The 25273-nt window shown below is 36.2% G+C and carries 16 protein-coding genes and 1 tRNA gene; 9 read left to right on the top strand and 8 right to left on the bottom strand.

Going from position 1 to position 25273, the window contains the following annotated elements; genetic code table 11:
• Positions 1-10: 10 nt before the first annotated feature.
• From DAY19_RS12030 to DAY19_RS12020, 3 genes are all read right to left on the bottom strand, one after another.
• Positions 11-2866, bottom strand: a complete 2856-nt coding sequence (locus DAY19_RS12030) for a transporter family protein (RefSeq protein WP_115362777.1) — start codon at positions 2864-2866, stop codon at positions 11-13.
• The gene (locus DAY19_RS12025) at positions 2853-4049 is read right to left on the bottom strand and encodes a hypothetical protein (RefSeq protein ID WP_115362774.1); all 1197 of its coding nucleotides are present in this window, start codon (positions 4047-4049) and stop codon (positions 2853-2855) included. Before DAY19_RS12025 ends, DAY19_RS12030 begins: the two co-directional genes overlap by 14 nt.
• A 240-nt stretch (positions 4050-4289) precedes the next feature.
• Positions 4290-4366: transfer RNA gene (locus DAY19_RS12020), tRNA-Met, on the bottom strand.
• Between the two features lie 93 nt (positions 4367-4459).
• Between DAY19_RS12020 and tilS the strand changes: the two genes are divergently transcribed.
• The 6 genes from tilS (at position 4460) to DAY19_RS11990 (ending at position 11537) form a co-directional block, all read left to right on the top strand.
• Positions 4460-5608: a tRNA lysidine(34) synthetase TilS gene (gene tilS / locus DAY19_RS12015; protein ID WP_115362772.1), complete on the top strand. Its 1149-nt coding sequence runs from the start codon at positions 4460-4462 to the stop codon at positions 5606-5608.
• A gap of 144 nt (positions 5609-5752) precedes the next feature.
• Positions 5753-7687 (top strand): ATP-dependent zinc metalloprotease FtsH, encoded by a 1935-nt coding sequence (gene ftsH / locus DAY19_RS12010; RefSeq protein WP_115362770.1) that lies wholly within the window; start codon positions 5753-5755, stop codon positions 7685-7687.
• A gap of 13 nt (positions 7688-7700) precedes the next feature.
• Positions 7701-8534, top strand: coding sequence for a dihydropteroate synthase (locus DAY19_RS12005; RefSeq protein WP_115362767.1), 834 nt, complete (start codon positions 7701-7703; stop codon positions 8532-8534).
• A 57-nt stretch (positions 8535-8591) separates the two neighbouring features.
• Positions 8592-9521, top strand: a complete 930-nt coding sequence (locus tag DAY19_RS12000) for a trypsin-like serine peptidase (RefSeq protein ID WP_115362765.1) — start codon at positions 8592-8594, stop codon at positions 9519-9521.
• Between the two features lie 3 nt (positions 9522-9524).
• Positions 9525-9914 (top strand): hypothetical protein, encoded by a 390-nt coding sequence (locus DAY19_RS11995; RefSeq protein WP_115362764.1) that lies wholly within the window; start codon positions 9525-9527, stop codon positions 9912-9914.
• A gap of 219 nt (positions 9915-10133) precedes the next feature.
• Positions 10134-11537, top strand: coding sequence for a S8 family peptidase (locus DAY19_RS11990; RefSeq protein WP_158536895.1), 1404 nt, complete (start codon positions 10134-10136; stop codon positions 11535-11537).
• Here DAY19_RS11990 and DAY19_RS11985 read toward each other — a convergent pair.
• The 3 genes from DAY19_RS11985 to DAY19_RS11975 form a co-directional block, all read right to left on the bottom strand.
• The gene (locus tag DAY19_RS11985) at positions 11524-12168 is read right to left on the bottom strand and encodes a response regulator (protein WP_115362760.1); all 645 of its coding nucleotides are present in this window, start codon (positions 12166-12168) and stop codon (positions 11524-11526) included. The two genes, DAY19_RS11990 and DAY19_RS11985, sit on opposite strands and share 14 nt — an antisense overlap.
• 111 nt (positions 12169-12279) lie before the next feature.
• The gene (locus DAY19_RS11980) at positions 12280-12960 is read right to left on the bottom strand and encodes a response regulator transcription factor (RefSeq protein ID WP_158536894.1); all 681 of its coding nucleotides are present in this window, start codon (positions 12958-12960) and stop codon (positions 12280-12282) included.
• A gap of 76 nt (positions 12961-13036) precedes the next feature.
• A complete protein-coding gene (locus tag DAY19_RS11975; protein WP_115362756.1) occupies positions 13037-14008 on the bottom strand; it encodes a 2-hydroxyacid dehydrogenase in 972 nt (323 codons plus the stop codon).
• A gap of 135 nt (positions 14009-14143) precedes the next feature.
• On the opposite strand from DAY19_RS11975, the gene DAY19_RS11970 reads away from it, so the two are divergent.
• Positions 14144-15502, top strand: coding sequence for a S8 family serine peptidase (locus DAY19_RS11970; RefSeq protein ID WP_158536893.1), 1359 nt, complete (start codon positions 14144-14146; stop codon positions 15500-15502).
• A gap of 32 nt (positions 15503-15534) precedes the next feature.
• Here the strand turns inward: DAY19_RS11970 and DAY19_RS11965 are convergent, their stop codons facing one another.
• Positions 15535-17121, bottom strand: coding sequence for a hypothetical protein (locus DAY19_RS11965; protein WP_115362752.1), 1587 nt, complete (start codon positions 17119-17121; stop codon positions 15535-15537).
• 70 nt (positions 17122-17191) lie between these two features.
• A complete protein-coding gene (locus tag DAY19_RS11960) occupies positions 17192-19378 on the bottom strand; it encodes a penicillin acylase family protein (RefSeq protein ID WP_115362750.1) in 2187 nt (728 codons plus the stop codon).
• 84 nt (positions 19379-19462) lie between these two features.
• On the opposite strand from DAY19_RS11960, the gene DAY19_RS11955 reads away from it, so the two are divergent.
• Positions 19463-20794, top strand: coding sequence for a KamA family radical SAM protein (locus DAY19_RS11955; protein WP_115362748.1), 1332 nt, complete (start codon positions 19463-19465; stop codon positions 20792-20794).
• A gap of 199 nt (positions 20795-20993) precedes the next feature.
• Positions 20994-25268 (top strand): hypothetical protein, encoded by a 4275-nt coding sequence (locus DAY19_RS11950; RefSeq protein ID WP_115362746.1) that lies wholly within the window; start codon positions 20994-20996, stop codon positions 25266-25268.
• Positions 25269-25273: the final 5 nt, after the last annotated feature.

The following is a 25273-nucleotide window of genomic DNA, read 5'->3' as shown; positions in this document are numbered from 1 at the left end:
TTTTTAATTCTTAACAAAAGTCAATTGAAGCATGGTTGTAATTGTCTTTTGGTAATTCACAACTATCTTCTGAGAAGTTATGGTCACCACCGTTTTTAATTGGATCAAACTTTTCAACCGTTCCAGGTATCGCTTGATCATCAATTAAATCGTGATCACTATCAAATGCTTCTTTATATGACTTATATACATCTAGCATATATACATCAGGTGATTGGTTCTTTCTTTCCTTGATGTTAAACATGCTCGTTGAAGCTTTACTTAAGAAGTCCATAAACTTGTAAAGTGTTTTACGTCCTCTAAACATCATCGTGTACATATTTTCAGTCATACCAAGACGGTCACGAAGAATTGAGTTGAATTGGAAACCTTCTCCTGTGAAGTACCAAGTCTCTTCAAGTCTTTCTTTACCTGATACGCCTTTACATACTTTATACCTCATTGGGTTATTTTCTGCTACGTACTTAAGACTTCCGCCTAGTCCATAGTTAGATGGTAGGTGGTTATCAACCCAAACGGCCTTCCATTTTGACGTCCCTTCTACCATGAAACACTGCTTAGTGATTGCTTCAAAGTTAAGTGTAATTGACTCAGCATATAGGTCGATTCCTTGGCTGTTGTCAGTTCTGTTGTTATTTCCGTTTGAGCGATCAAGTGACCATGATGTTGACCAGTCATATGATGCTGATACTCCAACTCCTCCGCCAACAGGTGATTTGTCACCAAATGGAAGTTTAAAGTCAAGTTTTGCACCTACACCAGTTTTATAACCATGTGACCATCCAACTCTATTACTTTCTGTAAAGTAGTCTCCAGTTCCAGTCGACTTCGAGATACGAATTGTATTCGAGTGACTTACTTTTGGTTTAGAGATTACTTCTTGTACGTGTGATACAGGTGTAATCATCATAAAGTCCCATGGCCTCTCAATACACTTTTTCATATTGTAGTCCAGGTACGTCTTCCAAAAGATTCCTGTCTTTTTCTGATCAAAGAATGCACCACAAAGTTTTTTCAAAGTGTTTGCATTGTAGTTATCTTCATAGATCCCATTAATCTCAGCTTGTGAAAGTTTGTTTTCAGCAATTAGCTTATCGTTTAATGCTCTATCAGTTAAGTTGATCGTCTTATCAAAAAGGTCGTGCTTATCTAGCTCTTCAGTAAAAAGCTTTTCAGCACTCTTTGTATAACGTGGAGCAAGTTTTGCTTTAATGATATCTGCTTTAGTCACGCCTTGGATGTTCTTAGACATCGACTCAAGGTAGTTTTCAAGTTGAATCATTTCGTTCATACTTTCTTTAATCTTGTTGTTCTGATAATCCGCTTCAGAAAACTTATCTGTAACTTGTAGTTGCGTATGAAGTACAGAGTTAAAAGTTTTTGATGAAGCGTGGAATGTACCTGCTGCCCATGCTGGACGAGGTGCAGTCCTTGGATCATCACCTTCACGTAAAATTGGTGAAAGCTTAACGGCCGCAAAAGTTCTCGTATGTACATATGGCATGTCTACAAACTTAATTGGCATATCAATTCTTGCTTTTAGTAAGTTATTTTCTACTTCTACTTCACGTGACGCTACTGAGATAAGTTTAAACTTATGCTTATTCTCATTTGTAAGGTCGATATCACCTTGTAGTGGTGCTAAGAAGTATACTTCTAGCTTCAGCTTACCTTGATAGAACGGCTCAATTGGGTTCATGTGGTGAGCGTAGTTACCGTAGTGTACCTTTGGGTACATTTTTACGATAAATGACTTCTCAACAACAAGATCAAGGTTGTTATTAAGGTGAAAACCATTATTGTTATCGTGTCCTAAGAAGCTGTAGCTTACTTGGTCAACAAATAAACGAGCTCTTTGGTTATTGTTATCTTCTTCACATTTTCCTGATCTTGAAACTTCTGCAAAGATCCATCCACTGTTTGACCATGGATATAGACAAAGCCCTCTTGTAACTTTTGCGTTCTTAAGAGTTTTGTTTTGTACTTCGATTTCAAGATTAAATGGAATACGTCTCGTATTCGTATATCTTTCGTGTTCTAAGTAGAACTTAACTTCAGCACATCCTGATTCATCAAGTTGCCCATCTGTTAGGTCATACATTTGTGTAACAGCATTTTCTTCACCATTTTCTTGTTTTTCAAGATTAACAAGCTTGGCCTTGATAAACTCATTTGAAAGTGATGAACCATTTGTTTTTAAGTTTAAACAAGCAGATACAACAACCTTCTTATCAATGATTAAGTTATCATTTCTTGGGTCAACTAGTCCGTAACCTTTAGGTGTGATCTTAATGTTTTTTACATTAATAATTTCGTCGTTTGATAAACGATCCTTATTAAGACCTTGTGATAGGTGATAGTTGTTACCGTGAATCATACTGTTAGCATACTGGTTAACAGCAAGCTTAAGGTCGTAAGAAATATTTGCACTTGAAGAAAGTATAATCTTACGACTCATTGGTAAGTATGTATTTGGTAGAGAGTAGTCCATTTCAACTGGCTCATCCCAACGGATACAGCTTGACTCATCTGCTTCTCTTTCAATTGTTTGGAAGTTGTCTCCAGTTACAAAGAATTTACGATATTGAAGACTCTTTCCAATCTTTGATGATAGGCAGGCCTTAACGTGAAATGTCTTGTGATAAGCAATACGTGATTTAACGTTTGCTTTATCTTCAGACACACCTTCAACACTAAAGCGTGAAACAGTAATTACTGAACTTTCATTTGCTTGTGCCTTAAGCTGTCTTGCAAGCTTTTGTTTTTCATCGTTAGACGTATCACTACCACAGCTAACAAGAGTTGTTAGCATAAGCATAGACATGCTTAAGAGAGTAATGTTTTTAAATGTCTTACAAAATGTCATATTCTTTCCTTAGGGAGATTGTGTAAACTTGTTCATCACTGTATCCATCAATTAAATAGACAGAGTCAGTGTTTCCTAGAACAGTTCGATTCATATAATTTATTTCTGTTTTAAATCCTTTCTTATTCTCTAATTTGATTCCTACCTGATAGCCTTTGTAGTCATTTGCTAACTGCGTACCACGATAAAATGCTGGAGCAGTGTCGGCCTGGTTTTCAAATCCTAGGGCCTCAAATGTTACTTTCTTATCTGAAATCTTTGTTTCATAAGCGGCTACATAAGCGAAACCTGTGTTCTTATCATCTGGTACTGCGCTTTCTGTATTCTTAACGTAAGCACCTTTTAGTCTAATTCGATCATTTCCAATTCCAAATTCAATACCTGCATTTGCATACATTCCTGTAAAGTCATATAGGTAAAGACTTTGGTCTGGTGTTGCTCCTTTACTTACAGAGTTACCCCAGAAGTAATCATTATCAGCAATATCAGCAGATAGGTTCTTATAACGGTAAGTACCTGCTGCACCATAAACTTTGAAACCTCTTGTTAAATAAGTGATGTCAACAGACTCGTTAAAGAATTGTGGATCACCATTATCATCGATATTAAAAGTTTCTCTTAGTAAAGCGTTCTGTGGCTGGGCCTGAGTCGCTTGTAATCTAAAGTAGAAGTTTCCAACTTTAGTTAGTAGCATCTCTCTTACACCTAGAAATGAATTCCCACCGTTAACAAATGGTGAGATGTAAGTTGAGTTTGTACTATTCTTAAGTGCACCTGCACTTATCTTTGCAAAGTTAAACATCTTATAAGAGAAATATCCGTGCTTATAAGAGAACTTCGGCTTATATGTTCTAATTCGTCCTGTTTCTTGAGTTGATGAATTACCTGTTTGGTATTTAAATCCACCATCAAAATTAAAATCAACATGCTCAAATACTTCTGCTTCAAGTTCAACGTTCATATTTGTTTCATAAACAGTTCCCTTGTCAGTACGTGAATCAAGAGAGCCAAGTTTTGCACCAATCGTTAAGCTTAACTCATCAATACCTGCGTTCTTTAAAGTTGACTCAAGACCTGAGTTAAAAACATCGGCCTTTGAGGCACCACTTTGTGCAAGTACTGGTGATGAAAGTACGAAACCTAGTAAAATTAAATGTTTGTTCAATAGCTTCTTATTTTGCATGTCATTCCTATTTGATACGATGTTATTAGAGTTGCAGGAATGATGCCATGTTCCATGAAACAAGTTCACGGGTGTAAAAACTTTAAACTACTGAAAACTGGTGTAAGTATCGGAATTTAGTTTAGTAAGTTACTGTGTAGTGGTTAAACAGTGTAAAAAAAATGAACGGTAGCTCGAGTTTATTTGTTTAAACTTTGTTTACCTTGTTAACGAGTTTTTGGGAGCTTAGATAGAAAAGAATGGTGCGAAAGGGCAGATTTGAACTGCCGACCTACGGGATATGAATCCGTCGCTCTAACCAACTGAGCTACATTCGCACATACATTCAAAAGAATGATAGGATATTAGTGACTTGCGAGTTAATTGTCAATATTATATTTAAGTTAATATTAAGGAATTTGTAAATTATCATGTCGTTAAGAGAGATTAAACAAAAACAGTTGCCACAAAAGGCCAAGCAAATGCTTGCTCATTTCATCCGTTTCAACAAAGAGATGAACTTTGATTTTTCGGCCCCTATAGTCGTGGCATGTAGTGGTGGGCTTGATTCTATTGCCTTAACGCATTTACTTCTAATGGCCGGGGCCAACGTTAGGCTTATACACGTTGACCATGGGACAAGAGAAGAGATTAGGGCCGAAAGGCATCTTGTAAGAAACTTTGCTCATAAGTATCAGATCCCGATGAAGTCTCTCAAAGTAGAGCTAAGTCTTAATGATGGAAACTTTGAAGCACAGGCCAGAAAATTGCGCTATGACATTTTAAAGAATGATTTAGAAAATGATGAGTTACTCGTTACGGGCCATCATTTAGATGATTGCTTTGAGTGGTCTCTACTGCAGCAATTTAAGTCTCAAGGAAAAGATATTGATCTAGGCATCCCATACCGCAACGGGAGAGTGTATAGGCCACTTTTTGCTTTTTCAAAAAAACATATTCTAAAATACGCCAAATTGGCCAAGCTCACTTGGCTAGAAGATTATTCAAATGAAGATATACGCTTTGAGCGAAATCATATTAGAAAGATTGTAAAAGAATCAATCTCATCTCGTTGGCCTGGCTACCTTAAGCATTATTGCGAGCGCATGAATCGCATGAAAAAGATAAAGGAAGGGCTTGAGGACAAGAATTATAAGATTATTAAAAGAAAGTGGGGGATACTTATTAAACACCACGGGTGTGTTGATGAGAATTTGAAAAAAACCATTTTATCTCAAGCCTCAACAACACGAGGAAAGACTTACAAACAATTTAATGAATTAGAGGGACTAATTAATAGTCCAAGGCTTGGGCCATTAGATTTTTCTGGTGGAATTAGGGTCTATGCTTTTGGTCCTTATTTGGCCGTTGTTAAAAAGGGTTGTAAATTAGAATTCTTAAATAATAAAACTACGCAGATTCCTGAAGGTGTTCCATTCTTATCAAATAATACTAATGCAAAGCATAGTCTCAAGAAAACTCCACTAGAGAACTCAACTTTAAGAAAAATTTTTTCGGAAATTAAACAACCAGTTCATTACTCATGGCGTAAAGCCGGTAAAGTTTTAGTGTGGCTTTAAATAACTAGGCTTGACACTCACTAAAATGATACCATTTTAGTAACTATGAGGTTACAATATAGCTTTATTTTTTAGAAACAGTATTGTGAACAAATAGTAAGTATTTAAATAATTTATGAGTAAAGTAAATTAAAAAGGATTTTAATGAAAGGACAAAACAAAACGTTACTTCTTTGGATCATCTTAATCCTCATGTTTGCGGCAATCGCAAAGATCTCTTCAGAGAGCAGACAGACTTATAAGCCAGTGACTTATCCTGATTTCGTTAGCGCAATCAAGAGTAAGCACGTTGAGAAAGTCGTTCTTAAGGGAAAGGATAAGATTCTTGGTAAATTCAAAGATGGTTATGAGCAAGGTGCTTGGTTTGAAACAACAGGGACAACAGGTACAGAAACTTTTAAAATTTTAGAGTCACACGGAATCTACCCAGAGTATGAAGCGGAAGAAAAACAAAATGTCTTCACGACTTTCTTACTGCACTGGGGGCCAATGATTTTCTTATTCCTCATTGTGATCTTCTTCTTACGTCAGCTACAAGCTGGTGGTGGAAAGGCCATGAGTTTCGGGAAATCAAAAGCACGTCTCTTATCACCACATGATAAGAAGGTTACATTCAAAGATGTTTCAGGTGTTGAAGAGGCCAAAGAAGAATTGGCCGAAGTTGTGGACTTCTTAAAAGATCCAAAGAAATATACTAACCTCGGCGGGAAAATCCCTAAAGGTGTTTTATTAGTAGGTCCTCCAGGGACAGGGAAAACACTTATGGCCCGTGCCGTTGCTGGTGAAGCAGGTGTTCCATTCTTTTCAATTTCAGGTTCTGATTTTGTTGAGATGTTTGTTGGTGTTGGTGCCTCTCGTGTACGTGACCTTTTTGAACAAGGTAAGAAGAATGCTCCATGTATCATCTTTATCGACGAGATTGATGCTGTTGGACGCCACCGTGGACACGGTATGGGTGGTGGACACGATGAGCGTGAACAAACACTAAACCAACTTCTTGTTGAAATGGATGGTTTTGAGTCCAATGAAGGCGTTATTCTAATTGCTGCGACAAATAGAATTGATGTTCTTGATAAGGCCCTACTACGTCCTGGTCGTTTTGATCGTCGTGTAACAGTTGGACCTCCAGATGTTCGTGGACGTCTTGGAATCCTTAAAGTTCACACAAGAAAGACACCTCTTGATACAAATGTAGATCTTGAAGTTATTGCAAAGGGTACTCCAGGCTTTACTGGTGCAGACCTTGCTAATCTTGTTAATGAGGCCGCTTTATTTGCCGCTCGTTATGGTAAGAAAGTTCTTCAAATGATTGATTTTGAACAAGCTAAAGATAAAGTCCTTATGGGGCCTGAAAGAAAGTCGATGGTACTTTCTGATTTTGAGAAGAAAGTTACAGCATATCACGAAGCTGGTCACACTCTTGTGGGACTTAATCTTCCAAAAGCAGATCCAATTCACAAGGTATCAATTATGCCTCGTGGTGGAGCTCTAGGTGTTACACAAACTCTTCCAGATGAAGATATGCACAACCTAACATTAGAAAAATCTGAAAACTATATTGCCTTCCTAATGGGTGGACGTGTAGCAGAAGAGATCGTATTTAACGAAATTTCTAATGGTGCTTCAAATGATATCGAAAGAGCAACACAACTTGCTTCTAGCATGGTTTGTTCTTGGGGGATGAGTGAGAAGATGGGACCGAGAAACTTCTCTCAACCAGGCGCATCTCCATTCGGTTCAACTGCACCAAGTGAAGGTGTAGGTTACTCAGAAGCAACAGCTAAGGATATTGATGAAGAAATTCACCGCTTCCTAGATGAGAATTATAAGCTTGCAAAGAAGATTCTAACTGATAATCGTGATGCCTTAAACCGCTTAGCTGAAGGGCTTGTTGTTTGGGAAACGCTTGATATCAATCAGATCAATGATCTTGTTGCCGGTAAGGATATTGGTGTTCCAGTTATTGATGAAGAGTCTTCAAAGTCTTCTTCAACACTTTCTGGAGAAAAAGAAGAAGCTTCAGAAGAAAAGAAGTCTGATGCTGTCAATAAACCTATCGATGATCCAAAATTAGCATAGTTTATTATCAAATATGACAAATATTTTATTTTTAGGGGTAGTTAACGCTACCCCTAATTCATTCTCTGACGGCCATAGAAATCTCGATAATGATTTTCAAATCGGCCAACTTGAAAAATTCCAGCAAGCAAAATATGGCCTTGATATTGGCGCTGAAAGTACGGCCCCTTTTAATGAGGCCATCTCTTTTAAGCAAGAATGGCAAAGACTTGATGAGTATATCTCACAGCACTTAGATCGTCTTAAGGCCTTTAAAACCATATCGATTGATACTTATAAAGTTGAAACAATGGAAGAGTTTATGCACTCGTATGGCCATTATTTTAGTGAAGTTATTTGGAATGATGTTTCTGGGGCCATTGATAAGGAAGGGCTCGCCCTCTTTAAAAAGTATCCTAAGATGCGCTATATACTTTGTCATAATCTTGCACCTAAGCGAAACTTAGCAAATTCTCACATGGATTATCTCAACGAGAACCTAGACTTTAATTCTATAAGAGAATTTTTCAATCTTAAGATTGCTTTCTTAAGCGAGCATAATTTCGATATGGATCGCTTAATTCTGGATCCATGCTTTGGGTTTTCTAAAACTTTAAATCAGAACTTAGAATTATTAGAAAATATCCACAAGATCCAAGACATTCATGAAAATTGGCTTATTGGCATCTCTAAGAAGTCATTTCTACAACATCTTGTAAGGCTTGAAGGCAGTGAAGATGAAATGACGGATATACACACTGCTAGCGAAAAGTTTCATTGGAAATATCTAAAACGTCTTAAAACACGCCTAAATAGTGTAAAACAGCTGTATTTTCGTGTACATGAGGCTGGAAATATTACAGATTAGATAGTTTTTGAACCAAATTTGTCCTATAACTGGTCTACGATTATTTTAAGGGCGGTTATGAGATTATCTAATTACATTTTCACAGCTTTACTTTGTTTTTTAACTCTTAATTCAAATGCATCTGTTGCTAATAGTGCTGCTTCGTTTTTTAAGCATCTTGATAAGGCCATTTACGGTGAGCTAGATATTGCTGATACGACAGGTGAGTTATCTCAGGACGTAAAAAATGGTGCACATGCGACAGCTCTTATGGTTAATCGCTTCAGTTTAAATGAAATCCTAGATGGTAAATTATATAGTGCTAAGGGACAGAATTTCTTTAAAAAGGCCAAAATGTGTGAAGGTGAAAACGAGTTTCTAAATGACTTGGCCTATGGTGGGTGCAGCTCTGTACTAGTTGGACCTAAAACTGTTTTAACAGCAGCTCATTGTATTCAAAATTATCAATTAGCATGTGATCGAAAAAGCTTTGTCTTTGATGCAAGGGCCGATTTAGGATCTAAAAATAAGGTTCAATACTTTGTTAAAAGCCAAGTCTATCACTGTAGTAAGATCTTAGCGTATCATCAAACAAGAGATAAGACCTTTGATTACGCACTTATCGAATTAGATCGTAATGTAGAAGGTGGGCGTAGGCCAGTTAAGATAAAAAAAGACCTACTTCAAAATGGTGATGAAGTTTATATGATTGGACACCCTAATGGTTTCCTATCTCGTTATTCAACTAATGGTTTTGTTCGCTATGATGATGAGCTTTTCTACAATACAAATCTTGATGCGTTTGGTGGCAATAGCGGTGGCCCTGTCTTTGATAAGAAAACACATGAGATGGTAGGGCTTTTAATTCGTGGCCATGATGATCTTATTTGGGACACTGAGAAGCAATGTAATCGTGTTGTTTATTGTGAAGAAGATGGTTGTGATGGAGAGTCAGTTTTAAAAATTGGTGCCATTATTGACGATATCGAAAGTCGCCGTAATAATTAAAGAATGAAACTCGGTCAGGTCATTTTATTCAGTTCAAATGCACATCTTACATCATCTTTTTTAAGTGATGTATTTGACTTAGAAATAGAAAATGCATCTGACTCTATTGTTCTCTATAACGATCAAATACGCTTTCTCGTCATTGAAAGGCCAAAGCTTGCTCAAGTTGGAAATAATATTGTCTTTGATTTTATCGTTAGCACTCAAGATGAATTAATCGAGCTTCAAAAGAAGGTGGAGTTTGTAAATTACCGTCTTGAAAGCTCAGGTGAAGATCTAAATATATTATCGAGTGAGCGCTCACCAGAAATTCTTGTCCATGAAGGAATCCAGTTTTTCTTTCTTACAGACCCTGACAATCGCAGGTGGAAAGTCACTCTTATCGAATCCTAATTAACATTTATTATCCAAATTTAATTTTATTTAAGTCACAAAGATGACACCTTTGTGTAAGCACATTGGCCCTAATGTGGTTCATTTTGACAGCATATCTTTGTATGTAGTGGATATCTTAAAATGAACAATTGGCACGGTTCGTGCTTATATATAAGCATGTCACCGGCAGGATGCTAGTGATAGTCGAATGACCGACACAAAGACTCAAGGATGAGTATGCGCTTTTTAATACTTGCTCTGGCCGCGAGTTTCGCGGCCAATCTTTCGGCCAATTATATTGTTAAATATAAAGATGGCTCAAGCGAAACATCAATCGCAAATCCTACAACAAGCTTTGCAAGCTTTTCTATTTCAGGCGATATTGAATATGTGGAAGAGGATAGGAGACTATTTGCTCACTACGGTGAGTATAATGATACCTATTATTCTAACCAATGGTACTTCAATAATTATCTTTCAAATTCATTCTATCATGCTCGTGAATATGCATTGGCCGACGGTGGGCCAAATGTAACAGTGGCCATTATTGATACTGGTATCACATCACATTTTGAACTAAATCAAAATGTTGTGGGAGGCTATGACATGATCTCCGATGGTGCCAATTCTCGCGACGGTGGAGGCCGTGATAGTGATCCAAGTGATGAAGGGGACTTCGGTGATAATTCTGGCACTTGTAGTGCAGGCTCAAGTTCTTCAACATGGCATGGGACTCATATCGCAGGAATCGTTGCTGCTCGCTCTGATAATAACTACGGTATTGTTGGTGCCGCAAAAGGTATCAATCTTCTTCCGGTAAGAGTTTTAGGTGCATGTGGTGGGTTAACATCTGATATTGCAGATGCTGTACGCTGGGCCGCTGGTGGAAGTGTGAGAGGAGCTGGCCAAAATCCAAATCCTGCAAAAGTTATTAATATGTCTTTAGGGGCCCGCGGAAGTTGTAGTCGTTATATGCAAGAGTCGATTGACTTTGCGAAGTCACAAGGTGCAGTAGTGGTTGTTGCAACAGGAAACTCAAATGCAGATGCAACATTTTATACCCCTGCAAATTGTCGAGGTGTTTTAAGAGTCGGTGCTGTTAATCAATCAAGAAGTCGTTCAACATATTCAAACTTTGGTAGCATTGTTGATATTGCTGCCCCAGGAGATGGGATTTTATCAACAGTAAATAGTGGTCAGACCACACCAAGTACTGAGTCATTTGCTAGTATGAATGGAACATCAATGGCCGCAGGTTTTATCTCTGCAACAGCTGCAATGATTTACCAAGCAAATCCAGGCCTATATCCAGATCAAGTTCGACAAATTATTACTCAAACAGCTGTTTCATATTATTGTGACAAAGAGAGTTGTTCTAAAGGTGCTGTGGATCCATATGAGGCTGTCTCTCTTGCTTATAACACAACTCCTAATGCTAACTTTAGTTATAAAGATCCGGTCCTTGTGGGTGGTACAGCTGCCTTAAATGATGGATTTTCTTCTGGTAACAAAAGTGGCGGAGCATGTGGGACTATTGAAGATGTAAGTGGTGGCCAAGGCGGAAATGGAACACTTGTTGGCCTTTTCTTTATCATGGCCGTTGTTATTTTTCATCGATACAAATTTACTAAGCAGCTCTAAGATGTCTTGCCGGTGCCTCTGAGGTAAGTAGTGAGCAGTCAACTTCAATTTTATCATTAACTATCTTGCAGCTATTAACTCGGTAGATATCATTATCGTTTGAACCTGTACCTATCTTTATAATCGCATTACGAGGGATTTCTTCTTTTGTGATTAATTTCAAATGCCCAAAGCCTTTTTCAACGATCTTAAAACCTCGTACTATATCGGTGACTTCAAATACCTCAATCAATTCATGGCCAAGAGTGCTGTCGTCGTTAATGATCTTATTTATCTGATTAATAATAACGTCAAAACCCTGTTGTTTTAATAGAAAGAGGTCGATTCCTTTTCTTGCTGCCTCTTCAATCACCTGGCTATCATTTTCATTCGTTAAGAGGATAAAGCTGATATTCTTATCCAGAATTGAAATCTCATCATATAATTCAATACCATCCATTTGAGGCATCATGTAATCACAGATGATATAGAGTTTATCATCACCAAGTAATGCTAGAGTTTTAATATCCTCAATGGCCTTGAATGGGTTAGTATGATACTTGACATGAAAGCTAAATGTGTTTTGCAGGCTAGTGGCAAGGAGCTTGGCGGTTTCGTAGCAGTCGTCAATAACCATGATGTGCTTTTTCATACACTCAGTATAATTGAGTCATGAGTCAAATTTAGGATAAGTAGTCTAAATTTTAATTAAATTTCTTTAAACAGGCTTTTGTATTAGTTAGTTAGAAATGAAATCTCTGCACTATGCAGAGATTTCTTGAATCTTGTAACCCTCGCCATAAACACTGCGAATAATATAATTAGAATCCTTAATCTTTTTTCTGATGGAACTAATATACGTGTCAATCATGCGGTCATTCACTTTATGATTGTCTGGTGCAATATGGTTTAGGATTTTTTCTCTTGCGAGAACATTTTGTTCATTCTTAAGTAGAAGATGAATGATCTTAAATTCAGAAGACGTAAAATGAATACGATGGCCTTTGATCTTAACTTCTTGAGAAGGTACATTTAAAGCTATGTCACGATAGTTTATAACTTCCATGGCATTTTCATTATTGACCGACTTTAGTGTCGTATTAATAATACTCTTAACTTCAGAAGGCTCAAACGGCTTGCTGATGAAGTTTATACCTCCTAATTGATACCCAGTAACTCTTGTGTTGACATTATTCTTTGAAGAAATAAAGACAATTGGAACATCTTTTAATTCCTCATTCATTTTCAATTGTGAGCAAATCTCAAATCCTGATTCATTTTGTAATAAGATATCCAAGAGTATTAAGTCTGGTTTTTCTTGCCAAGCAATTGCTATGGCCTCATCCTGATTGCTGGCATCAATAATATTATAATTACTTTCCAGCAATGCACGCAGTAGGTCTCGAATTTCTTGATCATCATCTATGATTAATATTTTTTTCATGAATAGCTCCTTTATATTCATGAATATAATGTATAAATTTATCAAGAAATCTTCAGCTTAATTTTAGTAAACAAAACTAAACTCTTGTTTTTAATTCTTCATCTTTACTGAACGCAGAAATATTGTCGTAAATTAATTGGGCCATATTTAAGCGTGCCTCGTCGTTGGCGGATCCAATATGGGGGAGGATGAACACATTGTCTAACTTACGCAAGGGAGAGTCAGCTTTTAATGGCTCGTTACACACAACATCAAGACCGGCCTTTGCTTCTTTGTGCTTTTCAAAGAATGAGAAGAGCTCTTCTTCATCGATGATCTCTCCACGTGCTGTATTTATGAGAATAACGTTATTTTTAAAAAGAGCGAATATCTTTTTATCAATTAGCTTATGGGTTTCTTCATTATATGGACAATGAATTGAGATGATATCGCATTCTTGTGCCAATTCTTCTAAGCTGAGATATTTAGCATTGCAGCTGGACTCAATTTCATCTTTACGATTTGGGCCAGTGTAGTAAATTTCTTGATCAAAGGCGCCCTTACACATTTTTGCCAATTGAGTTCCTATTCTTCCTGCTCCAATGATTCCATGTTTCTTCTTAAATAGAGAATTTCCAATAAAGCCTGAAGGCTCCCATGTTTCCCATTCCTTATTAAGAACATTCTTTCTTGCAGCTTCTAAATTTCTTGCAACGGCCAGCATAAGTGCCATTGCTAATTCGGCCGTTGCTTCAGTTAAAACATTTGGCGTATTACAAATAATGATTTCTTTAGAGTGAGCATATTTAATATCAATATTATTAAAGCCAACAGCATATTGAGTGATGAGTTTTAGCTTAGGTAGCTGGGCCAATATATAGGCATCGATTGTATTGCTAAGCATTGAAATTATCACTTCAGAGTCATTAGCATTTTCTATCATTTTCTCACTTGTGAGAGGGCCATCTTCTCTGCGATCCCAAACTGTAAGTTTATGACCATCTTTCTTAAGCCTCTCATAAAGAGGACCTTGGATTATATCTGTGGCGAAAATATTAAATTTTTTCATTTGTATACCTTTGTTTGTGCACCGTTTAAACGTTGTGTTGTCAGATCTTTTGCTAAAGCGGCTTTACATCATAGAATATACTTTTAAAATATAGATTAGACTATATTTATGCAAAAATACTCAATGGAGGAGATTTTGAAATACTTATCAAAGATAATGGCAGCGGCCATTGTAACATCTCAAATTTCAGCAGCAACTATCGCTATTATTGACTCAGGTACAGATATGCAACACGACGTGATTGCTCCAAAGGCCTGGATTAATCAATTAGAAATTCCTGGTAACCAAAGAGACGAAGATCGAAATGGATACCAAGATGATGTTTATGGTTGGAACTTTGCTGAATCTAATAATCAGGTAATTGATTACAAATATCTTGGAACGTTAAATGACGATATGGTTAAGTTCTTCGAGTTACAAGAAAAGTCAATGCGTGGAACGATTACTCCTGAAGAATTAGACTGGATGAGGTCAATCATTAAAAATGAAGACTTTATTAAGCGTATGACTGTTTACGGTAACTTTATGCACGGAACTCACGTAGCGGGAATTAGTGCTACAAAGTCTGATGATGCAAAAATCTTAGCTGTAAAACTTATTCCAACAGAAGTAAAACTTCCAGGACAAGAAATTGCTTCACTTAACCAAGATAAGGGAATTATTGATTTTCTTGTAAAAAGAGCAATCGATGCTCTCGCTAAAGCTCAGACTGGTACTTTCAATGAAATTGCTTACTATGTATCTGATCACGGAGCTAAGGTTGCTAACGGATCATTTGGTACGGGATTCCCACAAGCAAAAATGATTGTTGAAACTGTTATGAAAACTGTTTCTAAAAAAGAACCTAATCCTGAGACAGTAGAGCATTATGCTAAATACTTTGTTAATGCTTTAGTTGATAATTCACAATCAATGCTAAAAGCAGCACCTAATACTTTATTTGTATTTGCTGCCGGTAATGATGGACTTAACAATGATGAATACCCAACATCACCAACAAATATTCAAGGTGATAATGAATTATCAGTAGCAGCAACTATCGATTATTCATCTCTTGCTCCTTTTTCTAATTATGGTGAAAAGATGGTTGATGTAGCAGCTCCAGGTGTTGGTATTCTTTCAAGTGCTCCAGGTAATAAGTATATTAAAGTTTCTGGAACTTCACAGGCCGCTCCTTATGTAGCTGGTGTTGCTGGAAAGATTCTTGATATCAACCCAAGTTTAAAGCCTGTTGATGTAAAAAAGATTATTATGGAAACAGTTGATACGAAGTCATTTCTAGCTGGTAAAGTTAAGACTGGTGGTGTTGTCAATTCTGAGCGTGCACAGCGTGCAGCAATACTTTCTTTAGATATTTCTCTATCAAAGGCCATTGCTTCAGCTAAGGAAGATGTAGCTGATATGGAAGTAGAAGTAAGAGAGAAGTCTCGTCGTGCTCCGATCTATATCAAAGGATCTGTTTTACCACTTCCTTCAAATTTCGTTTTAAAATAACAAATAAAAAAGGCCGCTCATGCGGCCTTTTCTTATAAGGTATCTTTTAATTCTTTTATTGTTCCTCTTTTGGCCGTTCCAAATTCTGGCTCCTTTAATGAGCGCTTAATTTCTTTCTTTTTTAGACCTTTCATAAATAGCACTAAACTAAGCTGTTTTGGACGATTCTTATCTTCTTCTTGATTGATAAACGTTTGCACAAGATCAAATCCGTACATTGCAGGTCGCCCCATGACAATATTTACATCCCAATCAATACCTTCTTTATCCTCATGTGGATTTGATTCATACGAGTATTGAATTAGCTCAGTACATACAAATCGAGAATATGAATTTCCATTAAATGAATAATCATACTTTTTACCAATGCTTGAAAATGTTCTCTCAAGTGCTAGGGCCTTATCCTTCTTTTTTAAATTTGGTCTTAAGATAACTAGGTTATCCCATGCCATCGAAGGACCTAATTCCATAAAGACAACCCCAGGCTTTAGGCCTTCAAGTGTTACATATGGATTACCGTCTTCTTCACTTTTCTTATATTCCTTCATTGAATCAGGAAACTTCGCATGTAAGTAACTAAGATAATTTTTGCAATTAAGTCCTTGGTCGATACACTTTTGTGCATATAATTCGTTGGTTTCTTCATCCGCATTAAAGTAATTTGAAAACTTCGAGTATTCACCGATGTAAATTAGGCCGTGGGTCCAATTTCCTTTAAATACTAAATTTGATAGTTTCCCATATCGTTGAATCGCTCCGATATCACCTGGTTGAAATTCTCTTTCAGATACCTTTTGAAGCTCTTCTTCTTTTATTGCATGCTTCATCGGTAGGGCAACGTAGCTTAAACTTTTTAAAATAAACTCTTTAATACCGTAGAATATTGTATATCTTCCAGCATTCCATTCAGTTTCTTTCTTTAATGTTTTAAAGGCCTTGATTTCACCTTGAAATTCTTCAATCCCGTCAAATATCTTTTCAACAATTTCTTTATCTTTCGTATTCTTTGCAAGAGAGCTGATTTCATCTTTCAACTCATTAAAGTCAAATATTGTAGGATTTCTAAGATTTCTTAGTTCATATTTATCAAAGCCTGTATGTGAATGACGGTCATTACGTCTTTGTTTGTAATAACGAGAGTTATACTGCATTTGTTTTTTTACTGACTTAAAGAGTTTTTCAAACGCTTTTGAATCATAATTTATATCTTCAAAGTCATCAGATAGTGCAGCAATAAAGTTATCTCCACTCATCATCAAATAATTCATTAAGTTAATTGCAGTATTATATTTTTGAATCTTATAATCAATGGCCTTTAGCGCCTTAAGATAATTCTTCTTTTTTACGTACTTTCTAATTTGTTCAATCTCATGATCTCTAGAAGTCAACGTTCTTTCTAGCTCACGATATTCTTCAACAATTTTGACTCTCTCATGGTACTTCAATACGTAGCGTGGAGTGAATGTTGTTCTATATGAAATCTCTTCAGTATCTGTTGTAAAAGACTTTAATTCGCTCTCTAGCATATTCTTATAAGTGTCACTTGCTAGAGTGAAAGTATTAACTAGGATAAGTAGTATTGGCCCAACAATATATCGATTTTGCTTTGATGATTTCATAGAGTCATTTATAGCAAATAAAGAAAATTGTAGGCCTAAGTTTGTAAAGCTTACATATTAGGTTTAGATTTTAAACAATTGAATTCTGTCGATATTTTCCATGAATCCAGTTACTTAGGTCGCTTTTATAGTTCTTTGAAAATCTGCGATCACTTAGTCCTCCTGGTAGAACTGTATAGACATCGTGATTTCGATGATCGGTTACCATTTTCCATGAAGGGACAAATGACGTTGTTCTTTCATGAGCTTCATAGACAGCACCCTGAGTAATTGTCGATCGATTTCCTGGGATTTCAATATTATCAACATCAAAGCCTAGAAAAGACGGTAGTTTTCCGTCAAAGAGAATATGCTTCATTTTGTAGCGATTGATATCTCCCCAGCGGGTATCAGCTTGCCTTTGCTCACATTCTTTAAGGGCCTTGGCAATATATGTATCCTTGTCTGCTGTATCCTTAAACCAAATATGGTCAATATCATTTGTCAGAAAAATACGATCAAATAAACCATAGAAGTCTGCAATAATTGATGTCTCATCCATACAATATGTCGTTACTTGCTTTCCAAGTAAGTGATCACTAAAGAACGTTTTTAGAAGTGTTTTATAAAACGATTCAAAAATAGGCGCAATTTTATTATCTACATCATAATTACGGTTCCAGTTAATTAATTTTCTTCCAAGATCTGATTCCTCAAATACACTCTTAAAAACATTAATATAAAGGTCGGCCTGTCTTGAAAAAGTATCACCTTGCATCTGTTTAAAAAGATCTGTTGAATGCTTTTGATTTTCTACTAAAAGCTCAGTTACCCTATCTTTACGATATGAGGCCATTGGTGCATTTATAGCAGTAGGGAAGTGTTCATCTTGAATCCTATTATTGGCCGTTGCAATAATTTTTTCATTAGGGTTTTTAAAATGATAAAGCTGATGACCCTCGTAATAGCCTTGCCAAATATTTTGTTTAAAATATCCTTCAATTGGATACAGTCCTGAAAAGTTTCTCTTAGGTAGGACTCCTGATTGATGGTAGCCAATATTACCTTCAGAATCTGATAGAAGCCAGTTACAACTTATTGCTACATCTGAAACGCACTTAAATAAATCATCAACATTTTTTGCATGAAAGATATCCAGAACTGCCTTAAGAGTTTTTGCGCCACCTCTTTTTCGACATGACCATGCCATTGATAAATAGTGGCCATCTTTGATATTTTTTATTTCACTGTCTGCCTCTAGAAAACCAGCATGTGTTTCTTTAATATAAATTTCGACATCTTTTTTATTCTTTCTTTTAATAATATCTCTTCGAACTTTAAAATCAAAAAAGTTCGTTTCAAAGCGATACTTTCCATCGCGTACTTCTTCGATAAAATGATCCACCATATCCATGAAACCATAAGTAAAAGAAAAAGCAGTATCATCACTTCTTCCCATAACAAACCCTGGGACACCAGGCATAGTAATACCAAAGAAATTTCCAACATTTTGGATATTTGCTTTCATTTCATACCAAATGGCCGGTAGGCGATTGCATTCTAAATGAGGATCACATGCATGTATTGCGTGGCCCATTTTATTTGATACCCAATTATTAGAAGCTTGAATTTTAGGGATAAATTTTAAAAACTCATAACTTTCAGGAATTAGAGGATTATATATTTTTACTTTTTGTAAAAGATTGATCTCACTATCACTAATAGTATCAAGAGCGCCCTTAGCAAGGGACTTTACTCTTTCTATTTTAATATCTTGTGTTTGCTTATCTTGGTGATTTGTATTTTGAAGAAGCTGTATAATAAGCTTTTCAAGATCTTGTTGACCTTGGGCCAGGCCGAGGAAGCTCATGGCCTTGATTGTTAGTATTGTGTCACTAATTTTCCAAGTTTGAGGCGTGTGTGAGAGAAGCTTAAACTCAAATGGTAGGCCCTCGCTCATGGCCTTGTTTACTCCATTAACATAATAGCTGAGTAGATTAGACGTTTTCTCGTCAAGATTGTCTATCTCTTGTCTCGCAAAATAGTCTATTCCTAATTCACGCATATATTTATCAATAGCAAATGTTTCCTCTGTATCTTTTAAACACTCACATAGGCGACCTTGTGCAATTAGTCTAAGCATCTCCATTTGCATGAAGCGATCTTTTCCATGATAGTAGCCTTGGGCGTGAAGAAAGCTTTTGACGTCTTTTGTCGATATCTGTCTAGTTACATTATCTAAAATGTTTGTCTTGAAGTCTAAATTAGGTTTTTCCATATATTTATAATGACACGATTAGCGTTTCCTAAAAAGCAATATTTTGAGATATAATATTACAAATTACATTCAAGGATTTTTTATATGACTAATATTGATCATTCAAAGATACCAGATCTTGAACATCGCAATTTTAGAAATGATGATTTCTGGCAAAAGATTCCTGCATGGGCAGGCGTTACAAGAGGAGAGTTTTCTGACCACTTATGGCAGCTGAAAAACTCAATTCGTAAAATTGACCAAGTCAAAAAAGTACTAGGTGATAAAATTTCAAAAGAGTTTTTTGAAGACCTACAAAAAGGCCAACAAATAACTCCAATGAATATCAGAATCACTCCTTACGTTTTTGCACTTATTAATTGGGACGATCCTGAGAATTGTCCTCTAAGAAAACAATTCTTACCAATCGGCTCTCAGTTCTTAGAAGATCACCCTATGCATATGGCAGACTCTCTTAGTGAAGATGTTGACTCGCCAGTGCCGATGCTGACACATCGTTACCCTGATAAGGTACTCTTTCTTCCGCTAACGATTTGTCCAGTATATTGTTCTTACTGTACACGATCACGTGTTATTGGTGGCTCTACAGAGTCTGTTGAAAAAGAGTCTTATGGAGCAAATCAAAAACATTGGGATAATGTATTTGCATATCTTGCTCAACATCCAAAAGTTGAAGACGTTGTTATCTCTGGTGGTGATGCTTTCATGCTCAACCCAAAACAAATCCAATACATTGGTGAGAATTTATTAAAGATACCTCATATTAGACGTATTCGTTATGCTACTAAGGGAATTGCAATTTTCCCTCAAAAGATTCTTACAGATGATAAGTGGATGGAAGCATTAGTTAAGGTTCATAAGCTTGCTATTGGCTTTGGAAAACAAATGGTAATTCATACGCACTTCTCTTCACCGCTTGAAATTACGAAGTGGTCTCAAATGGCCATGGACCGTCTCTTTAGTGAAGGAATCTTAGTTCGTAACCAAGCAGTTCTTCAAGAAGGTGTAAATAACCATGTTGATGAGATGGTACTTCTAACTCGTAAACTTGGTTATATGAATATTCAACCATACTATGTTTATATGCACGATATGGTGCCAGGATGTGAACACTTCAGAACAACTCTTGGCGAAGGTGAAGAATTGGAAAAAGCAGTTCGTGGTACAACAGCTGGATTTAATACTCCAACTTTTGTCTGTGACCTACCTGGTGGTGGTGGAAAGCGTCACGTTGCTTCTTATGAATACTACGATCAAGAAAATGGTATCTCTGTTTGGCGTGCACCATACGTTAAACCAGATAAAGTTTTCACTTATTTTGATCCAATTCATAAATTGGCCCCTGATGCACAGGATCGCTGGAAAGATGCAGCAACTCGCAAGGCCATGATTGATGAGGCCATCAAAAAAGTTTAATACCTTTCTAAGTTATTGATTATATGCTTATGTGTGTCATTAAGTTGGCACACATAAGCTATTAAAATCTCGAAAATCTTACCTAATTTCAATATCCTACAATACACTTGAGTAATGAACTCATTCTTCCGATAAAATAAGTATATGAAATAATGATGCCTCTTAATAAAAATTAATGAGAGGCCACTAGAGGAAACTTATGCTTCGCTCAAAATTCAATAATATTTTTACTATACTTCTTAGCCTCATTCTTGTTTCACAAGTCAGTGTCTATGGAAATAATTTTAAATCAATTCAAAAAAGTGAAATCCCTAAGATTAAGCAATTACTAGGTTCATCAAAGAAGCTAGATAAAAAAGCAGTTATTGAATATATTAAGCAAGGACTACCTGAATCAAGTACTGAATTTCAAAATCTTATTTATTCTAAATTAGAAAAAGAACCTGAGAACAAAAGAGCACACAAACTTTCTGAGTATATGTATTCTGAAAAGAAGTATCTTAATGCTGGGGATGCTTGTTACTCGGCCACTAATCAATGTAGTGGTAAATTGGTATGCGATTTCCCAATTAAGTTAGATGTGAAAGATCAGTCGCAGCGTCCTTATGAAAAGTGTCTTGTCCCTAAGAATAAGAATCAACACTGTTCGATTTTTTCAGATTATTGTCTAGAGGGCTCATGCAAGAGAATGCTAAGGGTTACTGATATCAATACTTGCCAAACTTATAAAGAGAGCTGTCGTCGTGACTCTGAATGCTGCTCTAATAGTTGTAATAAAGAAACAAAAACGTGTGAAGCAAATTATAAATGCTCTTCATGTATTGGTATTGGAAGTCGACCAGGAAAGAATCAAGAATGTTGTGAGTCTTTATTTAAAAACTCAAACGGAGTTTGTGCTCCAATTATTCCGTCTTTTTCAGCAATTCCTGCTTTCTTAATGGAGTTATTAATTCCAAGTGTAGAAGCTGCTGAAGTTGAAAGAAGTGAACAATTAAAAACATCAGTTGTTAGTGCAAAAGCAAATATGAAAAAGCTATTAACTGACAATGGTGTTAACAATTCGAAAATTAATACTTATATGAATCAATTAGAGTCACAAATTAGTAATTGTGATTCTAAGCCAGTTAAAATAAGAGATCGCGATAGTGGTTTTTCTTATGAATACCCAAGACAGGAATGTTTTAAGGAATTATCAGATAAAATTACAATTGAGGCCAATCACCAAAGTGCAGTTGCTCGCAAAAAAGCTGAGGCAACTAAGATCTTAGATGACTTTAGAAACCAAACTAAGACTAATCCAAAACACCCTCAACATAGTGAGAGTGCCTTTGAATCGTTTCAAGCACCTTATATAAGTGCTTTAAATAGCTGTATTGATAAGAATACGCAACTTGGTGACCCTAATACCTCGAGAAGAAAATCTAGGATTGATAATTGTGTAAATAATATTAAAGTTAATATTAATGATGGCGTAATTGAAGCTGATTATATCTCAATGTTAAGAGGTGGTGATTCAACAGATCCTGATTATAAATTATATTCAGGCATGGATGACAGCTCTCCCTTATTTAAAGATATATCAATCTCAGATATGAAGTCATGTCGTGTAAATCTCTTCGGTGATTTTCTATCAAAGCAGTCAGATAGTTATTTTGAAATGATGATGATGATGTTTGCTATGGATTATACAACTGGTGGTAAAGATGAAGGAGATTTCTTTCATATTAAATCCCAATATAATACTGCTGAAGCAGCTAGAGGAAACTTAACTGGTACCAGTAACATCGAATATAATTGGAATGTACAAGTAAACTCAATGCGAGGATATAATCTTGATCTCTTTGATCCATCGATGGTTGGTAAAGGAAAACCTCTTTGGGATGAATTTGATCAAAGCGTGGGTGAGGCAGCTTTAAAAGAAATTCAAAACTATCTAAATAATCTTCCTGATAAAGAAGAAAAGATCTTTCTTCATTTATTCTATAATGGAAAGATTACTGCTGATGCTCAAAATAACATTATTAATTATTATATGAGAAAAGATCCTAAATATCTTGCTGGTTTTGATGGTAATAACCCTAAGGATAGAAATGGACGTTATAATATTAGAGATGTTGTTAGGTTTGAGGCCGTAAAATATAAGCATTCGCTTTATAAACTTTATTCCACGCTAAAGAAAAGATCTCTTGAGATGATGTGTCGCTGTGTTGATACAGTCGGTCCAATGAGTCCTACGGATTGGTTACAACCTGATGTTGAGGCCAATTACATTGCTAATTGTAATGGGCTTGGGATGTATGATTCATATGTCATTAATAGTGAAAAAACGGTGTGTGATGAAAATGAAGAAAATTGTAACCAAGTAGGTTCTAAAGATTATCTTGATACAGTTCACAAAAAAGAAGTCGAGTCCGTGGAAGAGGCCGGTGGTAGCGAGAGTATTGTTGAAAACTCTGTTGGGACAAAAATTGTTAAAAATGAAGGCTATAATGTTGCCAAAAGAGAAAATGATTATTTTGTACAAACTCTTGATAAAGTAACGGCATGTATTGGAAGTGGTGAGTGTGATAAGACTTCTCGCTATGATGAATTTGTCTCACAAGGAAAAGTTTCTTTTGAAGCGATAAGGAAAGAGACAGCAAAGGGACACGGTGAGGATTTCACTTTATTCTTAAGAGATATGGCCCTTATGAAAATTAAGGCCATTGAAGATGCAAGTCTACAAAATCTATCACATGGTACAGCTCTCTTTGAATATACTGTGCAATGGTTAAAAGAATATAATTGGAATTACATTAAATATAATGGTCAAAAATATACTTTATCTCGAAAATGTCTTTATCCTGTTTGTTGGATCATGGAATTGATGAAGTTTTTAGGCCTTCATAAGAATTCATTATTTAACCGTATCGTAAATGTATCAATGACAGGAGTGATGGGAATTTTAAGTGATGCTGATATGGATCTTGATCCTGAAAGAGGTCCTGAAAATATTTGTGGCCCACGTCGTAAAAGTAAGTGGAAAATTGCACGTGTAACAGTTGGTAAAAAATATAAAATTAAATGTATGAAATTCTTGTCGCGAAAAAATGATGTCTGTAATCAAGAGATGGCCGTAGGTGTTTGCTCCAGAAATACATACGTCAAACGAGAAGGTGGAGTAGCACTTAGGATAATTGATCCTTTCTTGCCTGATATGAGTTCAAATTATAATACGAGTTATCGCTCCACAAGTCCGATACGTTTTAATGCTCAAAAAGAAAAGACATTAAATTATTTTCCGCTTGATGATAAGGTCACAAATTATTATCGAGATCATGCAAAGGGATATTTCTTATCAACTTTAATATCTGAAGATAATGGCTTTGAGAGTGAAAATACGGATCGTAAGCGTATGGCACAGGAATTTGCTCAATATGCTTATCGTTATCACTTCTATGCTCCTAAGGTAACAAAGCTTGATTATTATATCACACCAGGACTCATTCCGTATTTTGAGCTTCTTATAGCTAAGATGAATAATTACATGGGACAAACCCTTGCTAATCTCTCGTCCACAGCTGCATACGCACTTAAAATGCATAATTATTGGTATACTGTTAAAGAAGGTCTTACTGATAATACAAAACTTGATAGAAAGCAAACTCAGCAGCCATGGGACCAGATACAGCTTAATAATGGATTTGGTGAGTTTACCAATTGGCTTTCAGGTTTTAGTACCGCCACAAATAATTTCAAAGATGCTATGACTAATAAGAAGGGGGCCAACTCTTCTATTCGTGGCCGTCTCGAAGCAGGTAAGGGCTCAAGCAATAAGGCCATTTCAGATCTAAGTAGAGGAGTTTCAAGACAGATCTCTAATAACGATCGTCGTCGTAAGGATCTAGGTTTAATGAGAGATGCCCTAAAGAAGCGAGGGAAATCTTCTGAATTTGATAATTTACAAAAATTAGCAGATGAAAGACGTTCCGAGCATGATGGTATTTTATCTTCTCTTTCTGATTCATTTAGAGATGGAACATTTGGTAGCGGCAGCAGTCAGCGCTCTAGAGGATCACGCTTAGGAATGCAAAGTGAAGATACATCGTCAAATGGCGAACAAGAAGGATATTCTCAAGAAGCAATAAATCCGGATGCTTTAAAGAATGGTAAGTCTCGTAAGGGTGGTGTTGGCACTTCTTCTAATACTAAAGTGGGTTCAAATGCACTAAACGAGGATAGCTTAATAGACTTTAGTAACTTAGAAGATACTGAAGGCCTTTTTGAAATGGATGATGACGCTGTTGTTACGATTGGTAACTCTAAAATGACGGCAGGACAATTAAAAGATCATCTTAGAAATCTAAAAGAAAAAGATAGTCGCAGGGCACAGCTTTCTAAGCAAGATAAAGAGTGGGAAAGAGATGGTGTCTCTTTATTCCAAATCATCTCGCAACGCTATCAATTATATGTTTTTCCAAAGGTATTAGAATAAAAACA

This window comes from Halobacteriovorax vibrionivorans, from assembly GCF_003346865.1.
Taxonomy (GTDB): Bacteria; Bdellovibrionota; Bacteriovoracia; order Bacteriovoracales; family Bacteriovoracaceae; genus Halobacteriovorax_A; species Halobacteriovorax_A vibrionivorans.
The sequence above is the reverse complement of the archived record's forward strand: the minus strand, read 5'-3'. Positions and strand labels throughout refer to the sequence as shown.

Bases quoted from the DNA above. Each gene is read 5' to 3' on its own strand.
- DAY19_RS11985 (WP_115362760.1), bottom strand. From the start codon at position 12,168: ATGAAAAAGCACATCATGGTTATTGACGACTGCTACGAAACCGCCAAG.
- DAY19_RS11990 (WP_158536895.1), top strand. From the start codon at position 10,134: ATGCGCTTTTTAATACTTGCTCTGGCCGCGAGTTTCGCGGCCAATCTT.
- ftsH (WP_115362770.1), top strand. From the start codon at position 5,753: ATGAAAGGACAAAACAAAACGTTACTTCTTTGGATCATCTTAATCCTC.
- DAY19_RS12005 (WP_115362767.1), top strand. From the start codon at position 7,701: ATGACAAATATTTTATTTTTAGGGGTAGTTAACGCTACCCCTAATTCA.
- DAY19_RS11965 (WP_115362752.1), bottom strand. From the start codon at position 17,121: ATGAAATCATCAAAGCAAAATCGATATATTGTTGGGCCAATACTACTT.
- DAY19_RS12000 (WP_115362765.1), top strand. From the start codon at position 8,592: ATGAGATTATCTAATTACATTTTCACAGCTTTACTTTGTTTTTTAACT.
- DAY19_RS11995 (WP_115362764.1), top strand. From the start codon at position 9,525: ATGAAACTCGGTCAGGTCATTTTATTCAGTTCAAATGCACATCTTACA.
- tilS (WP_115362772.1), top strand. From the start codon at position 4,460: ATGTCGTTAAGAGAGATTAAACAAAAACAGTTGCCACAAAAGGCCAAG.
- DAY19_RS11980 (WP_158536894.1), bottom strand. From the start codon at position 12,960: ATGAAAAAAATATTAATCATAGATGATGATCAAGAAATTCGAGACCTA.
- DAY19_RS11960 (WP_115362750.1), bottom strand. From the start codon at position 19,378: ATGGAAAAACCTAATTTAGACTTCAAGACAAACATTTTAGATAATGTA.
- DAY19_RS12030 (WP_115362777.1), bottom strand. From the start codon at position 2,866: ATGACATTTTGTAAGACATTTAAAAACATTACTCTCTTAAGCATGTCT.
- DAY19_RS12025 (WP_115362774.1), bottom strand. From the start codon at position 4,049: ATGCAAAATAAGAAGCTATTGAACAAACATTTAATTTTACTAGGTTTC.
- DAY19_RS11955 (WP_115362748.1), top strand. From the start codon at position 19,463: ATGACTAATATTGATCATTCAAAGATACCAGATCTTGAACATCGCAAT.
- DAY19_RS11975 (WP_115362756.1), bottom strand. From the start codon at position 14,008: ATGAAAAAATTTAATATTTTCGCCACAGATATAATCCAAGGTCCTCTT.
- DAY19_RS11950 (WP_115362746.1), top strand. From the start codon at position 20,994: ATGCTTCGCTCAAAATTCAATAATATTTTTACTATACTTCTTAGCCTC.